We start from the raw sequence: 15,626 nt of genomic DNA, 5'->3' as shown, positions 1-15,626 counted from the left end.
TCCGTGCGGCGAGGGGTGATTTGTTCGTAGGCGAACCGATTAACGGGGCGGTGCGGCGAGCGCAAGGTGCGCCGCCGCCTTCGCGACATTTAGGCTGATGACGGCGCGGGCGGCTTCACGCATGGTCGGGCACTCATGCAAGCCCCCGCTTCCGTGCGCAACTGGCTGATCGTCGTGGCCGGCATGATTTTTTTCATGATCGTGCTGGGCGCACTCACCCGACTCACCGAATCGGGCCTGTCGATGGTCGAGTGGCGGCCGGTGACGGGCTGGCTGCCGCCAATCGGCGAGGCGGCGTGGCAGGCGGAGCTGCAGAAGTATCTTTCCTCGCCGCAGGGAAGGCTGGTCAATCGCCACTTCACGGTGGCCGAGTTCCAGCAGATTTTTTGGCTGGAGTATCTGCATCGCCTGTGGGGACGGTTGATCGGGCTGGCGTTCGCCGTTCCGCTCGCCTGGTTCTGGTGGCGCCGCAAGCTGCCGCGGGCGCTGAAGCCGCGGCTGATCGTCCTGCTGCTGCTGGGCGGCCTGCAGGGCGCGATCGGCTGGGCGATGGTGGCGTCTGGCCTGGTCGACCGCCCGGCGGTCAGCCACTATCGCCTGGCCGCGCATCTCGGCCTCGCCGTGGCGCTCTATGCCTACACAGTATGGCTGATCCTCGAGACGTCGCCGTCACCGTCGCCGGCGCGACGTGACGATCCCGTCGCGCGCCGCTGGTCCACGGCACTGATCGCGGCGTTGTTCGTCGTGCTCGTCTGGGGCGCCTTCGTCGCCGGGCTGCGCGCCGGCGCCGCGCACAACACCTTCCCGACCATGTCGGGCCACTGGCTGCCGCCCGGGCTGCTCGAGCTCTCGCCCGCCTGGATCAATCCTTTCGAGAACGGCACCACCGTGCAGTTCGTGCATCGCTGGCTCGCCAAGCTGCTGGTGCTCGGCGTGCTGGCGATGGCGTGGCGCGCGCCGCGCGCCGACACCTTGACGGCCGCGGCGCTGGCGCTGCTCCAGCTCGGCCTCGGCATCGCCACCGTCCTGAGCGGCGTCGGCATCGCGGTCGCCACCGCACATCAGGCCGGCGCCGTGCTGCTGCTGACGGCGCTGGTCGTCGTACGCCATCGCGCAACGGCTTCTCGACGGCAGCCCATCGGGGTTATGCTCGCCCGATGATGAGGTCAGTCTGGCGCAACCTCCTGATTGCCGCCGTGGCGACAGCGTCGCCGGCGGCGCTTGGCGCCGACCCTCAATCGTCTGCCGCGCCGGACAGGACGCAGGGCCAGCCGGCGGACGATATCTCCCAGATGCCACTCGACGAGCTGCGGCGGCGGGCCAACACCAACGAGCTTCCCGCCATGGAGGAAATGGGTCGGCGCCTGATCCAGGGAATGACCGCTCCCAAGGACCCGCAGGCCGGCGCCGGCTGGCTGCTGCGCGCGGCCGAGCTCGGCTCGCCGAGCGCCGCCTTCAGCGTCGGCGTGATGTACGAGCGCGGCTTCGTCGTCGAACGCGATTCGACGCGTGCGGTGGAATGGTATCGCCGGGCCGTCGACGGCAACGTGCCGTCGGCCAAGCACAACCTCGCCCTCATGCTGCGCGACGGCAAGGGCACGCCGCGCGATGCCAAGGCCGCGGCCGAACTGCTGCGCTCGGCCGCCAAGCAGGGCATGGCGGCATCGATGTTCACCCTGGGCGACATGTACGAGCGCGGCGACGCGGGGGCCAAGGACGCCACGGCCGCGCTCGCCTGGTTCTCAATCGCCGCCGAGTTCGACCGCCAGGCCAACGGCGGCCAGGAGACGCCGCTGGTGAAGAGCGCCGACCAGCGGTCGCAGACGCTGCAGCGCATCCTGACGCCGACCGAGCTGCTGCAGGCGCAGGACGTCGCCCAGCAGGAATTCAAGGCGATCGTCGAGGCCTTGTCGCCGCCCAAGCCGACGAAGCCCGTCGCCGCCGCCGAGCCGCCCACGACAACGCCGGCGGCGGAGCCCGCGCCGACGCCCCCACCTTCACCCCCGTCCACGCCCCCACTGGACGACGAGGCTCTGGGCTGGCCGAAGACCTCGGCCGAGCAGATCCGCGCGGTCCAGCAGGCGCTGGTCGACATGAAGCTGCTGGGCGGCAAGCCGGACGGCGTGCTGGGCCCGCGCACGCGCACCGCCATCCGCGACTTCCAGGGCAATGCCGGAATGCGCGAGACGGGCGAACCGAGCCGCGAACTCTTCCTGGCGCTCAAGGTGGCGCAACGCGGCATCGTCGAGCACTCGGCTCTGCCGACTCCGCCCAAGGCCGATCCGCCACCACCGGAGCCGCCGAAGGAAGCGGCCAAGGCCGCAATCGACGAACCGAAGGCGCCGACCGAACCGCCGACGACGACGTCGGACGACATCGCCCGCACCGATCGCGATGTCTGGCCGAAGACCCGCGCCGACCAGATCCGGGCGATCCAGCGGCTGCTGACCGAGCTGCGCTACTACGATGCGGCCCTGACCGGCCAGCTCGGCAAGCTGACACGCGCGGCGATCCTCGACTACCAGCGCACGAGGGGCCTCAAGCAGACGGGAGAGCCGAGCGAGGCGCTCTTCGAGTCCCTCAAGGAAATGCGTGGTCTGATGACGCCGAAGCCCAACCAGTGACGGCGCGCCACCAGCCGGCCGGCAGGACGGCCGCCACACGCTCGGCTGCCGCGCGGTCGTCGCACAATGCGAAGCAGGTCGCGCCGCTGCCACTCATCGCGGCGTAGCGCACCCCGCCGCTGCCGCGCAGCAGGTCCAGCACCGCGCCGATTTCGGGGCGCAACGAGATCGCGGCGGCGGCCAGATCGTTGCCGCGTGCCGCGAGATCCTCGACCAGGTCGGCCAGGTCGCGCCATGTCCGGTCGACGGGCCGCACCGGCGAGAACGGCCCGCGCCGCGCGGCGAACACCTCGGCGGTGGGCAGCGCCACGCCGGGGTTGACCAGCAGCATCGAGCACGGCGGCAGCTCCGTCGCCGGCTCGAGCCGCTCGCCGATGCCGGAGGCGATGGCGGCGCGGCCGGCGAGGCACATCGGCACGTCGGCGCCGAGCGACGCCGCGAGGTCGAACAGTTCCTCGACCGGCAGCGCGACCCGCCACAGGTCGGCCAGCGCCCGCAGCGCCGCCGCCGCGTCGGCCGAGCCGCCGGCCAGCCCGGCCGCGACCGGTATGCGCTTGGTCAGGGCGAGCGCGGCGCGCGGTGCGACGCCGGCCCGCGCCGCCAGCGCGCGGGCCGCCGCGAGAACGAGATTGTCGGTCTCACCCGCCAGCACGCCGGCCGTCGGGCCGGTCAGAACGAGCGACAGGTCGGCAGCCGGCCGTGCCTCGACGGTGTCGGCGAGATCGCAGAAGGCCACCAGCGAATGCAGGAGGTGATAGCCGTCGCCGCGGCGACCGACGACGTTGAGCCAGAGATTGACCTTGGCGTGCGCGCGCCTGGTGGCGGCATCCATCGCGCCGCCCGTCAGCCGCCCTGCTTCTTGTCGGCCGGCTTCTCGTAGACCGTCGGCTTGTCGTTGCCGGGGTTGAGCCCGTTGGCGAGCTTGTCGCTGATCACCGGAATGCGGTCCTTCTCCGGCTTCTGGTTGAGGGCGCGCTCCCACTGGAAGCGCGCCTCGCGACGGCGGCCGACATGCCAGTAGGCGTCGCCCAGATGCTCGATGATGGTGGCGTCGTCGCTCTTCTGCTCGCTGGCGCGCTCGAGCCACTCGACCGCCTTGTCGTACTGGCCGAGCCGGTAGTAGGCCCAGCCGACGGAATCGGTGATGGCGCCGTCGTCGGGCAGCAGCTCGGTGGCCTGCTGCAGCATCTTCATGCCCTGCTCGAGGTTGATGCCCTGGTCGATCCAGCTGTAGCCGAGATAGTTCAGCACGTAGGGCTGCTTGGGCGAGAGCTCGAGCGCCTTCTTCATGTCGGCCTCGGCCTTGGGCCACCGCTTGGTGCGCTCGTAGGCGATGCCTCGACTGAAGAACATCGACCAGTGGCGCTCCTCGACGTGGCGCAGGCGCGAGATCGCCACGTCGTAGGCGTCGACCGCCTCGGCGAAGCGCTCCTTGGTGCGCAGCAGGTCGGCGAGGGTGAGCGCCGCGTCGATCCGCTCGGGCTTCTCCGCCATCAGGCCGCGCAGCCGCGCGATCGCCTGGTCGAGCCGGTCCTCCTTGGCATCGAGTGCGGCGGTGCGCAGCCGGCTCTGCCAATAGAGCGGCGAGGCTTTGCCGATCTTGCCCAGCGCGGCCACCGCCTTGGGCACGTTCTGGAACTGCTCGTGGATGCCCGAGATCATCGTCCAAGCATAATCGTGGTCGGGCTTCAGCTCGATGGCGAGCTGCTGGAAGATCAGCGCCAGGTCGGAGCGTTGGCCGCGCGGATCGGCGCCCAGGATGCCGCCGATGTCGAACAGGATGTCGGCGACCCCGGAGGCGGCCGACGGCGGCCTGGAGGCCGGCGCCGCGATCAACCCGTCCATGACCACCGAGTCGCTGTACTTTTCGCCGAAGGTCTTGAGCAGCGTGCGTGCATCGTCGGCCTTGCCGAGACGACGCAGGCCCTCGGCGGCGGAGACGGTGGTGCGCAGGCCGCCGGGATCGAGTTCCAGGGCGCGCCGATACTTGGTCTCGGCGGCGGCCTTGTCCCCCGCCATCTCGTCGACTTGCGCCTCGACGATCAGCGCCGGCGCCTCGGCGCGGCCGCCGCCGGTGGGATGAAGCTTGGCGAGATACTCGCGTGCAGCGACGAAGTCCTTCTGTCCGGCCTTCAGCCAGGCCGACACGTACTCGCGCAGCGGGCCGAGCTGGTTTTCGCCGCCGATGCGGCCGAGTTGCTGCTCCGCCGCGGCATGCTCGCCGCGCTTGATGTGCTGGATCGCCAGCACCAGGTTGGCGAAGCCGTCGGCCGGCCGCGACACCAGGACTGTCGGCGCGAGCTGGGCGGCGCCGGCAAATCGGCCGGCGTAGAGACGCAGACGGAACGCGGCATAGACCAGCTCGGGATCGTTCGGCGCCTGCGACAGCACCTGGTCGATCTGGTCGGCGCCGGCATCGTAGTCGTGATCCTGCTCGGCGACGCGCGCGGCGAGATAGTGGCCGCTGAGCGACGTCGCTGCCGCGACCTGCTGGCGGCCGCGCTGGGCCTGCTGCGCCTCCGCCGCCGAGGGCAGGCCGGCGAGCATCGCAACGGCGACGAATGCAAGGGAGATCTGTCGCATGCGTCTCACATGTTGGGATAGTTGGGGCCGCCGCCGCCCTCCGGCACCGTCCAGTCGATGTTCTGCGCCGGATCCTTGATGTCGCACGTCTTGCAGTGGACGCAATTCTGCGCGTTGATCTGGAAGCGCGGCTGGCCGTTGTCGGCGGTCACGACCTCGTAAACGCCGGCCGGACAGTAGCGTTGCGCCGGCTCCGCATAGAGCGGCAGGTTGACCGCGATCGGGATCGACGGGTCGCGCAGCTTGAGATGGACCGGCTGGTCCTCCTCGTGATTGGTGCTCGATAGGAACACCGACGAGAGCTTGTCGAAGCTCAGCACGCCGTCCGGCTTGGGATACTGGATGGGCTGGAACTCGCTCGCCGGCCGCAGGCATTCGTGGTCGGCCTTGTCGTGCCGCAAGGTCCAGGGCAGGCGCAGCCCGAGGTCGTGCATCCACATGTCGAAGCCGCCATAGATCGTGCCCATGACCGCGCCCCACTTCAGCGCCGGCTTCACGTTGCGCACCTTGTCGAGGTCCTTCCATACCCAGGAGGCCTTGAGCTTCACCGGATAGGCGATCAGCTCGTCGCCGCCCGTCTTGCCGCCGGCCAGCGCCTCGAACGCAGCCTCGGCCGCCAGCATGCCGCTCTTGACCGCGTTGTGGCTGCCCTTGATGCGCGGCACGTTGACGAAGCCCGCCGCGCAACCGATCAGCGCGCCGCCCGGGAAGACGAGCTTGGGCACCGACTGCACGCCGCCCTCGTTGATGGCGCGCGAGCCGTAGGCCAGCCGCTTGCCGCCCTTGAGGTACTTGGCGACGTCGGGATGGGTCTTGAAGCGCTGGAACTCGTCGAACGGCGAGAGGTAGGGATTCTCGTAGCTGAGATGCACCACGAAGCCGATGGCGACCAGGTTGTCGCCGAAATGGTACATGAAGGAGCCGCCCTGGCTGCCGGTCTCGCTGAGCGGCCAGCCCTGCGAGTGCACGACCAGTCCCTTGCGGAAGTTGGCGGGGTCGGCCTGCCACAGTTCCTTGAGGCCGATGCCGAACTTCTGCGGGTCGACGCCGGCGCGCAGCTCGAACTTGGCCATGAGCTGCTTGGACAACGACCCGCGCGCGCCCTCGGCGATCAGCGTGTACTTGGCGAGCAGCTCCATGCCGGGCGTGTAGCCGTCCTTGTGCTCGCCGTTCTTCGAGATGCCCATGTCGCCGGTCGCGACGCCGCGCACCGAGCCGTCCTCGTTGTAGAGCACCTCGGCCGCCGCGAAGCCGGGATAGATCTCGACGCCCAGCGCCTCGGCCTGCTGCGCCAGCCAGCGGCAGACCTCGCCGAGGCTGACGATGTAGTTGCCGTGGTTGTTCATCAGTCGCGGCATGAGGAAATTGGGAAAGCGGTACGACCCTGCCTTGGTCAGCCACAGGAACTGGTCGTCGCCGACCTCGGTCTCGATCGGCGCGCCCTTGTCCTTCCAGTCCGGGATGAGCTCGTTCAGTCCGATCGGATCGATCACCGCGCCCGACAGGATGTGGGCGCCGACCTCCGATCCCTTCTCGATCAGGCAGACCGAGACTTCGTGGTTGCGCTCGGCGGCGAGCTGCTTCAGCCGGATCGCCGCGGACAGTCCGGCCGGACCGCCGCCCACGATCACAACGTCGTATTCCATCGCCTCGCGTGCCATGCCGTTCTCGCTCTGCAGTTCCATTTTCCCGATGGACGCGCCGCCGGCCGGCGGCGATCCTGCAATTGTAGATAGCCTGTCGGGGGCGGGATCGCCACCCGGCGAACAAGGGAATTCCCGTGGCCGAGTTGACCGGAATCGACAGCAGAATCTTCTCCTCCCGCGACTTCCGCCTCGAAAGCGGGCAGGCACTGCCGGTCCTGGAACTCGCCTACGAAACCTACGGAACCTTGTCGCCGACGCGCGACAACGCGATCCTGCTCGTGCACGGCTACACGTCGAGCCACCATGCGGCGGGCCGCAACGCGCCAGGCAAGCAGGGCCGCGGAGTCGCGTCGGGCGCGCCGGGCTGGTTCGACGGCCTGATCGGGCCGGGCAAGGCGGTCGACACCGAGCGCTTTTTCGTCGTCTCGGTGAATGCGCTGGGCTCGGCGCACGGCAGCAGCGGCCCCAACTGCATCGACCCACGCACCGGACGTCCCTATGGGCCGACCTTTCCCGACATCACGCTGCGCGACATGGTGGCGAGCCAGAAGCTGCTGGTCGATTCGCTCGGGCTGCCGTCGCTGGTCGCGGTGATCGGCCCGTCGATGGGTGGCTTCCAGTCGTTCCAGTGGGCGGCCTCGCATCCCGGATTCATGAAGGCGGTCGTTCCCTCGGTCAGCGCGCCGCGCTCGCCCGGCGGCATGGAGCGGCTCGAGGCGCTGCAGAAAAGGCTGGCCGGCGACCCCAACTGGAACGACGGCTGGTACTACGACAACGGCGGCATCGCGGGCACACTCGAAGGCATCCGCTACGACACCTTGCTGGCCTACGGCCAGACCGCGAGCGTCGCCAAGGTGGCGGCGAAGGAATGGGCCAAGGTCTATGACGGCCATTCGCTGGTGACCCTGCGCAAGGCCATCAATTCCTTCGACATCACCGGCCAGTACGACCGGGTGACGGCGAAAATCCTCTACGTGCAATCCAAGACCGACAAGCTGTTCGACATCGCGCTCTGCCCCGGCTACGTGATCGACATGCGGCGCGCCGGCATCGACGTCACCTATGTCGAGCTGCCGTCCGACAAGGGCCATCTGGCGAGCCATGCCGATGCGCACATGTGGGCGCCGATCCTCGGAGACTTCCTGAAGAGCCTGTGATGGAAGCGCTCGAAACCCTGCGCTGGTACAAGCTCCACGGCATCGAGGAGGCGATCGGCGAGGAGCCGATCGATCGCTTCGCGGTGACGGCGGCGGCCGCACCGGCGGTCGCCGCGCCGGCTGCCGTGCCGGTCCGCCCCCTGCGTGCGCCGGCCTCCGCACCGGCTTCGGCGCCGGCGCCGGCTCCCGCACCGATCCGCGCGCCAGTGCCGCTCGAATCGCCGCAGCTCGTCGAGGATGCGCGCGTGCTGGCACGGCACTGCACGACCATCGAGGAACTGGAGGCCGCGGTCCGCGCCTTCGACGGCTGTGCGCTGAAGCGCACCGCCAAGAACACGGTGTTCGCCGACGGCGTGCCGGGCGCTCCGGTGATGATCGTCGGCGAGGCACCCGGCGGCGACGAGGACCGCATCGGCAAGCCCTTCGTCGGCGTCAGCGGCCAGCTCATGGACCGCATGTTCGAGGCGATCGGCATGAGCCGCGGGCACGATCTCTACATCACCAACATCCTGTTCTGGCGGCCGCCCGGCAATCGCACGCCGACCCTCGCCGAGCAGGCGATCTGCCTCGCCTTCACGCGCCGCCACATCGAGCTCGCCCGGCCGAAGCTGGTGGTGCTGGCGGGCGGCACCTCGGCCAAGGCGATCCTCGACACGACCGACGGCATCATGCGGCTGCGCGGCAAATGGGCGAGCCTGGCGCTCGACGACGGCAGCACCGTACCGGCGCTGCCCACCTTCCATCCCGCTTACCTGCTGCGCACGCCCGCCAGCAAGCGCCAGAGCTGGTGGGACCTGCTGGCCATCGACAGGAAGCTGCGCGAGCTCGGCGTCAGAGCTTCTTCCTGAGAAAGAACTTCTTGTGGCCCTTGGGGTAGTCGTCGAGCTCGCCGAACACCTCGTAGCCGCGCTTCTCGTAGAACGGCCGCGCCTGGAAGGTGTGCGTGTCGAGCGTCGCCGAATGGCAGCCGCGTTCGCGCGCATAGGCCTCGGCCTGGTCCATCAGGCGGCTGCCCCAGTCCTCTCCGCGCGCCGCCTCGTCGATCCACAGGATGCCGACATGCAGCCAGCCGCCCCAGATGCCGCCCAGCAACCCGCCCAGCACCTCGTGGCGCGAACTCGTGAGGAAGAGCTGCACCGGGTAGTAGGTCGACACGCCCGTCGCGCCGATGTTGAACATGTCGAGATGCTCGCGCACTTTCTGCGCGTCGCCGGTGTTGTGCGGGTCGAAGACGATCCTGAGGTCGGGTCGCGCGTCAGCCATGCGCGCGAGTGTCGGCGCGCTGGCGCACCAGCGCAAGCACCGCCCGGCCGATCGGCATGTCGACGCCAACCCATTCGCCCATCTCGACCACCGCGCCGAGCAACGCCTCGATCTCGAGCGGCCGGCCCTTCTCGAGATCCTGCAGCATCGAGGTCTTGTGCGCGCCGACCTCGGCCCCGCCGGCCAGCCGCTTGTCGACGGTGAGGGCGAACTTCACGCCGAGCTTCTCGGCCACCGCCTGGCCCTCGAGCATCAGCGCGCGGCAGACCGCATGCGTGCCGGGATCGGCCAGCACCCTGTCGAGCGTGGCGCCGGTCAGCGCGCTCACCGGATTGAAGGCCATGTTGCCCCACAGCTTCACCCACAGCTCGTCGCGGATGCGCGGCCGCACCGGCGCCTTGAGACCCGCCTTGATCAGCAGCTCCGAGAGCCTGGCCGCACGCTCGCTGCGGCTGCCGTCGGGCTCGCCGAGCGTGAAACGGTCGCCGTAGGTGTGCTCGATGACGCCCGGCTCCGCCACGTCGGCCGCCGGATAGACGATGCTGCCCAGCGTCTGCGCCGGCGGCAGCGCCCGCCACAGCACGCCGCCCGGATCGACCGCCTCGACCCGCCGGCCGTCGAAGTCGCCGCCCAGCCTGTAGGTGTACCACCAGGGCACGCCGTTGATCGCCGCGACGATGGTCGTGTCCGGGCCGATCAGCGGCCCGAGCTGCGGCAGGGCCGGCAGCAGCGAATGCGCCTTGAGCGTCAGGACCAGGTAATCCTGCGCGCCGACATCCTTCGGGTCGGTCTCGACGCGCGGCCGGGTGACGGTCTCCTGGCCTTCGCTGCGCAAGACCAGGCCCTTGCTGCGCATCGCCTCGTAGTGCGGGCCGCGCGCCACGACGGTGACGGGCGTTCCCGCCATTTCGAGCTTCGCCGCCATCAGCCCGCCGATCGCGCCCGCGCCGAAGACGCAGATCGAGGTCATGGGCAACACCTTTCATGACCCCTCCGTCGGCGTACGACGCCGACACCTCCGCTTCGTTGCACGAAGCGGAGGAAAGGAAGCGGCGTCTTCAAACCGTCGCCTCGCCGAGGCCGAGCTTGGCGGCCAGGCCGATGCGCTGCAGCTTGCCGGTGGCGCCCTTGGGGATCTCGGTCACGAACACGACCTTGCGCGGCACCTTGAAGTCGGCGGCGCGCGCCGCCACGAAGTCGCGCAGCTCGCGCTCGCTGCATTCGTAGCCGGCGCGCAGCACGACCACCGCGCCGACCTCCTCGCCGAGCTTGGCGTGCGGGATGGCGAAGGTGACGCACTGCTCGACCGAGGGATGGTCCATCAGGATGACGTCGATCTCGATCGGGCTGATCTTCTCGCCGCCGCGATTGATGATCTCCTTCAGGCGGCCGGTCAGGAACAGGAATCCGTCCTCGTCGAAGCGGCCCTGGTCGCCGGTGCGGAACCAGCCGTTGGCGAAGGCCTTGAGGTTGGCGTCGGGGTTGTTGTCGTAGCCCGCCGTGACGTTGGGGCCCTGGATCACCACCTCGCCGATCGCGCCCTGCGGCAGCAGGTTTCCCGCGTCGTCCATGATCGCGACCCTGGGTCCCGCCGGCAGCCCGACCGCGCCGGGCTTGCGCTTGCCGGGCGGCAGCGCGTTCGACGCCATCTGATGGCTCGCCTCGGTCATGCCGTAAGATTCGATCACCGGGCAGTCGAACGCCGCCTCGAGCTCGACCATGACCTGTGGCGGCAGCGACGACGACGACGAGCGGATGAAGCGCAGTCCGGCCTTCTTCGCCGCCTCGGCATTGCCGCGCAGGCGGCCGAGGATCGCCTGGTGCATGGTCGGCACCGCCGTGTACCAGCTCGGCTTCACCTCCTCGAGCCAGGCGAAGAAGCGCAGCGCGTTGAAGCCCGGCGTGCAGCTCACCGACGCGCCCGCGCCGAGCGACGACAGCACGGCGGCGATCAGGCCGTGGATGTGGAACAGCGGCATGATGTTGAGGCAGCGGTCGGACGGCGCGAGCGCGAGCGTGGCGCCGATGTGGCGCGCCGACGCGGCGAGATTGGCGGTCGACAGCGGCACGATCTTGGGCCGCGCCGTCGTGCCCGACGTGTGCAGCACCAGGGCGATGTCGCCGCCGTCGGACGGGCCGGGCCTGGCGGTCTTGCCCGCCTTCAACGCCGTGACGTCGAGCGTGAAGCTGCCGGCCGGCGCGTCCTGCGTCGGCACCAGTTCGACGATCGGCACGCCGAGCTTCTCGGCCACCGCGCGCACCGGACTGTCCATGCCGCGCTGCACGATGCAGCATCTGGGCTTGAGGTCGTCGAGGTAGAACTCGAACTCGTCGGCGCGATAGGCCGGGTTGAGCGGCGCCGAGGTCGGGCCCGACGCGACGGCGACGAACGACGAGGCCATCTCCGGCCCGTTCGGCACCACCATGGCGACGCGGTCGCCGCGACCGATGCCGACGCCGTTCAAGCTCGCCAGGGTCGTGTCGACCAGCGTCTTCAGCCCTTCGTAGGTGAGCCACGGCCGGCCCGGCGCGCCGATGGCGGGAGCGTCCGCCTTGCCGGCGGTGACGACGTCGTAGACCTTCTGGACCATTCTCGCTCTCTTCTCCTCCCCTTGCATAGCAAGGGGAGGTGTCGCCGTCATACGGCGACGGAGGGATCATGACCCCTCCGTCCGCTGCGCGGACACCTCCCCACTACGTGGGGAGGAAGGATGACTAAGCCGCCGCCTTCTTTTCGTCGGCGATGATGCGGTCGTAGGCCGGCAGCGTCAGGAACTCCTCGAAGCGCGGCTGCTCGACCAGGTCGATCATGAGCTGGGCGGCGTCCTCGTAGCGCCCCTTGGCATAGGCCGCCTCGCCCATCTGCGCCTTCACCTTGTCGTTCTCCTCGCGCACGATCTGGCGCACGAACTCCCGGGTGATCGGCCGGCCGTCGTCGAGCTTCTGGCCGTGCCGCACCCACTGCCAGACCTGCGCGCGGCTGATCTCGGCGGTGGCGGCATCCTCCATCAGGTTGAACAGCGGCACGCAGCCGATGCCGCGCAGCCACGCCTCGACATAGCCGATGCCGACCGCCACGTTCTGGCGCAGGCCGGCCTCGGTCTTGGGGCCCTCGGGCATCCTGATCAGGTCGGCCGCCGTGACGTGCACGTCCTGCCGCTTGCGCGCGATCTGGTTGGCTTCCTTCATGACGGCGTCGAACTCGGCCTTGGCGATGGCGACCAGGCCGGGATGCGCCACCCAGGTGCCGTCGTGGCCGTCGCCCGCCTCGCGCTTCTTGTCGGCGCGCACCCGCTCCATCGCCGCCTCGTTGGCGGCGGGATCGTTCTTGATCGGGATCTGCGCCGCCATGCCGCCCATCGCATGGACCTCGCGGCGATGGCAGGTCTTGATGACGAGCTGGCTGTAGGAGCGCAGGAAGTGCGCGGTCATGCCGACCGTGCCGCGGTCGGGCAGCACCGACCAGCTCTGCTCGCGGAACTTCTTGATGAATGAGAAGATGTAGTCCCAGCGGCCGCAATTGAGGCCGGCCGAATGGTCCCTGAGCTCCCACAGGATCTCGTCCATCTCGAAGGTGGCGAGGATGGTCTCGATCAGCACCGTGCCCTTGATCGACTTCTGCGGCACGCCGCACGCGTTCTGCGCATGCACGAACACGTCGTTCCACAGCCGGGCCTCGAGATGGCTCTCCATCTTCGGCAGGTAGAAGTACGGCCCGCTGCCGCGCGCCAGCAGCTCCTTGGCGTTGTGGAAGAAGTAGAGGCCGAAATCGAACAGCGAGCCCGACATCGGCTTGCCGTCGACGGTGACGTGCTTCTCCAGCAGATGCCAGCCGCGCGGCCGCACGAACAGCACGGCGGTCTTGTCGTTCAGCTTGTAGGCCTTCTGGGTCTGCGGATCGGTGTAGTCGATCTGGCGCCGCACCGCGTCCATCAGGTTGAACTGGCCCTCGACCATGTTGGCCCAGGTCGGCGTCGAGGCGTCCTCGAAATCGGCCATGAAGACGTTGGCGCCGCAGTTCAGCGCATTGATGATCATCTTGCGGTCGACCGGGCCGGTGATCTCGACCCGGCGATCGAGGATGTCCTTGGGCAGCGGCGCCACCGTCCAGTCGCTCTCGCGGATCTTCGCCGTCTCCTTCAGGAAGTCCGGCTTCTCGCCGGCGTCCAGCCGCTTCTGGCGCTCGACCCGCGCCGCCAGCAGCTCCTCGCGGCGGCCGTTGAAGCGGCGCTGCAGGTCGGCGACGAACTCGAGCGCCGGCCGGGTCAGCACCTTGTCGAAGCCGGGCTTGATCGCGCCGTCGATCGCCACGCCCGCCGGGAGGTCGAGAGTTGCCATGTCGTTTCCCCTGCCTGATGAAATTTCCGTTGGTTCAGCGGTTTAGCGCGCCCCGCCGCGGGCAGGCCAGCGCCAATTGCTGAATTCCGGTCCGCACTGAGCGGAACGGGAGCCGGGGATCGAGGGCCGCGGGTCAGAAAATTGCCGGCAGCGGACGGGCCGCCGCCAGGGCGTCTCCGTCCGCGACTCTGTTCATGATCGCAGACAACGCCGTCGTGTCTACGATCCTGGACATTGTCGTATTGTCTACGATCGAAGACATGCCTATACTGTCTACGATCATGGACATGAATGACCCGGTAACCTCCGGAGGTAATTCCCCGTGGAAGTGCGCACACCTGCAGACATCGTCAACTTGATCGTTCAGGCCCGGCGCACCCGGGGCCTCACCCAGGTCGAGCTCTCCCGACGGGCGGGAGTCAGCCGGGCCTGGTTGGCATCGGTCGAGGCCGGCAAGCCGAGAATGGATGCCGGCCTGATCCTTCGAACGCTTGCGGCGCTCGGCATACTCCTGACCGCCGAAGCAAACGTTCGACGAACCGGAAGGCGCAAGGCGACCAAAGCAAGGCACGCCACACCCGTCGACATCGACAAGATCGTCGAAGCGGCGAGGCGGCGTACGGCCCATGGCTGACCGGTCCGGAACCGACAGGCTCGTTGCGATCGCCGAGGACCGCATCCTCGGCGAAATCAGAACAACGAAGAACCGCTTGAGCCTGGTGTATGCCGGCAAATGGCAGAACGACCCCGATGCCTATCCGCTTTCGCTGTCCATGCCCCTGACTGCAACGGAATATGGCCATTCTCAAATCGAACCTTGGCTATGGGGATTGCTTCCCGACAACGAAGCGATCCTGAGCGGATGGGGGAGACGCTTTCACGTCTCGCCTCGCAATCCGTTCGCCCTTCTCTCCCATGTGGGCGAGGATTGCCCTGGTGCCATTCAACTCATTGCGCCGGACAAAGTGGACGGCATCCTGGAGCGGCCCGGTCAAATACAATGGTTGACCGAGGCCGAAATCGCACAACGCCTCAAGATACTGAAGCAAGATCCGTCGGCATGGCGTGCCGCGCACGACACCGGCCAGTTCAGTCTCGCAGGCGCTCAACCCAAGACCGCATTCATCCATCGGAACGGCCGTTGGGGCATTCCCTCGGGTCGGCTACCGACGACACATATATTCAAGCCGCCCAGCGACGCGTTCCCTGGTCATGCCGAGAACGAGCACGTGTGCCTCCGTCTCGCCGGCATGCTCGGCTTTCCGGTCGCCGAATCGCGGGTTCTCCAGTTCGAGAAGCAGATCGCCATCGTGGTGACACGGTACGATCGGGTCGAGGCGCGAAAGACCATACGGCGCGCCCATCAGGAGGACATGTGTCAGGCGCTCGCCTGCCCGCCGACGAGCAATTATCAGAACCAGGGAGGGCCGGGCGCGAAAGACATCATTGATTTCTTGAGGGTGCACTCGGGCAACCCCCAGGAAGACATCTGGACCTTCGTTCAAGCCCTGGGTTTCAACTGGCTGATCGGCGGAACGGACGCGCACGCCAAGAACTATTCGATGCTGATCGGCGCCGGCGGCAGGGCCCGACTCGCCCCGTTGTACGACATGGCAAGCATCCTCCCCTACGACTTCGATCGCCGGAAGCTGAAGCTCGCGATGAGTATCGGTCGCGAGTACCTCCTGGAGCACGTCGACTGGCGCAAATGGGCGAAGTTCAGCGAGCAGGTCCATTTGCCGGTCGACCTTCTCCATCAAAAGCTTCGCGATCTCGCTCTTCGACTTCCCGACGCGCTCTCGCAAATCGTGCGTTCCGCCCGAAAGGAGGGCCTCAGTGCCGCTGCGCTGGCCGGCATCACCAAGGCCCTGGAGGAAAGGGCGGCTCGATGCCTGAAGGAATTGTCGTGAGGCTTTTTCGGAGGTGGGATTTCCGCGCATGTCATGTCGCAAGGCAATGAACAAGACCACACTCGATATCCCATTGGATCGCTGGTCTAGTGGCAGCCAAAGAGT

At 68.3% G+C, this 15,626-nt stretch carries 13 protein-coding genes; 6 read left to right on the top strand and 7 right to left on the bottom strand.

Going from position 1 to position 15,626, the window contains the following annotated elements:
- Positions 1–135 precede the first annotated feature (135 nt).
- Both KIT25_06045 and KIT25_06040 read left to right on the top strand, forming a co-directional pair.
- Positions 136–1,161, top strand: a complete 1,026-nt coding sequence (locus KIT25_06045; GenBank protein ID UYN96492.1) for a COX15/CtaA family protein — start codon at positions 136–138, stop codon at positions 1,159–1,161.
- A complete protein-coding gene (locus KIT25_06040) occupies positions 1,158–2,624 on the top strand; it encodes an SEL1-like repeat protein (protein ID UYN96491.1) in 1,467 nt (488 codons plus the stop codon). The genes KIT25_06045 and KIT25_06040 overlap by 4 nt, the downstream gene beginning before the upstream one ends.
- Here the strand turns inward: KIT25_06040 and KIT25_06035 are convergent.
- The 3 genes from KIT25_06035 to KIT25_06025 are packed head-to-tail and all read right to left on the bottom strand — an operon-like array spanning position 2,581 to position 6,868.
- Complete coding sequence (locus KIT25_06035) at positions 2,581–3,456, bottom strand: 4-(cytidine 5'-diphospho)-2-C-methyl-D-erythritol kinase (protein ID UYN96490.1); 876 nt, start codon at positions 3,454–3,456, stop codon at positions 2,581–2,583. The genes KIT25_06040 and KIT25_06035 overlap by 44 nt on opposite strands.
- Positions 3,457–3,467: 11 nt before the next feature.
- Positions 3,468–5,207, bottom strand: coding sequence for a tetratricopeptide repeat protein (locus KIT25_06030; GenBank protein ID UYN96489.1), 1,740 nt, complete (start codon positions 5,205–5,207; stop codon positions 3,468–3,470).
- 5 nt (positions 5,208–5,212) lie between these two features.
- Entirely contained in the window at positions 5,213–6,868 is a 1,656-nt protein-coding gene (locus KIT25_06025; GenBank protein UYN97843.1) for an electron transfer flavoprotein-ubiquinone oxidoreductase, read from the bottom strand.
- Between the two features lie 119 nt (positions 6,869–6,987).
- On the opposite strand from KIT25_06025, the gene KIT25_06020 reads away from it, so the two are divergent.
- Positions 6,988–8,010, top strand: coding sequence for an alpha/beta fold hydrolase (locus tag KIT25_06020; GenBank protein UYN96488.1), 1,023 nt, complete (start codon positions 6,988–6,990; stop codon positions 8,008–8,010).
- A complete protein-coding gene (locus tag KIT25_06015) occupies positions 8,010–8,858 on the top strand; it encodes a uracil-DNA glycosylase (protein ID UYN96487.1) in 849 nt (282 codons plus the stop codon). Before KIT25_06020 ends, KIT25_06015 begins: the two co-directional genes overlap by 1 nt.
- Here the strand turns inward: KIT25_06015 and KIT25_06010 are convergent.
- The 4 genes from KIT25_06010 to aceB all read right to left on the bottom strand — a co-directional run bounded on the left by KIT25_06010 (position 8,842) and on the right by aceB (position 13,611).
- Positions 8,842–9,273, bottom strand: coding sequence for a GNAT family N-acetyltransferase (locus KIT25_06010; protein ID UYN96486.1), 432 nt, complete (start codon positions 9,271–9,273; stop codon positions 8,842–8,844). The genes KIT25_06015 and KIT25_06010 overlap by 17 nt on opposite strands.
- Positions 9,266–10,243: a 2-dehydropantoate 2-reductase gene (locus KIT25_06005; protein ID UYN96485.1), complete on the bottom strand. Its 978-nt coding sequence runs from the start codon at positions 10,241–10,243 to the stop codon at positions 9,266–9,268. The genes KIT25_06010 and KIT25_06005 overlap by 8 nt, the downstream gene beginning before the upstream one ends.
- An 88-nt stretch (positions 10,244–10,331) precedes the next feature.
- Positions 10,332–11,864 carry an AMP-binding protein gene (locus tag KIT25_06000; protein UYN96484.1) on the bottom strand — a complete coding sequence of 511 codons (1,533 nt, stop codon included), beginning with the start codon at positions 11,862–11,864 and terminating at the stop codon, positions 10,332–10,334.
- Positions 11,865–11,988: 124 nt separating this feature from the next.
- The gene (gene aceB, locus KIT25_05995; GenBank protein ID UYN96483.1) at positions 11,989–13,611 is read right to left on the bottom strand and encodes a malate synthase A; all 1,623 of its coding nucleotides are present in this window, start codon (positions 13,609–13,611) and stop codon (positions 11,989–11,991) included.
- A gap of 322 nt (positions 13,612–13,933) precedes the next feature.
- Here aceB and KIT25_05990 point away from each other — a divergent pair, with 322 nt between their 5' ends.
- Positions 13,934–14,245 (top strand): helix-turn-helix transcriptional regulator, encoded by a 312-nt coding sequence (locus KIT25_05990; GenBank protein UYN96482.1) that lies wholly within the window; start codon positions 13,934–13,936, stop codon positions 14,243–14,245.
- A complete protein-coding gene (locus tag KIT25_05985) occupies positions 14,238–15,521 on the top strand; it encodes a type II toxin-antitoxin system HipA family toxin (GenBank protein UYN96481.1) in 1,284 nt (427 codons plus the stop codon). Before KIT25_05990 ends, KIT25_05985 begins: the two co-directional genes overlap by 8 nt.
- Positions 15,522–15,626 lie beyond the last annotated feature (105 nt).

The organism is Enhydrobacter sp., from assembly GCA_025808875.1.
Classification (GTDB): domain Bacteria; phylum Pseudomonadota; class Alphaproteobacteria; order Reyranellales; family Reyranellaceae; genus Reyranella.
The sequence above is the reverse complement of the archived record's forward strand: the minus strand, read 5'-3'. Positions and strand labels throughout refer to the sequence as shown.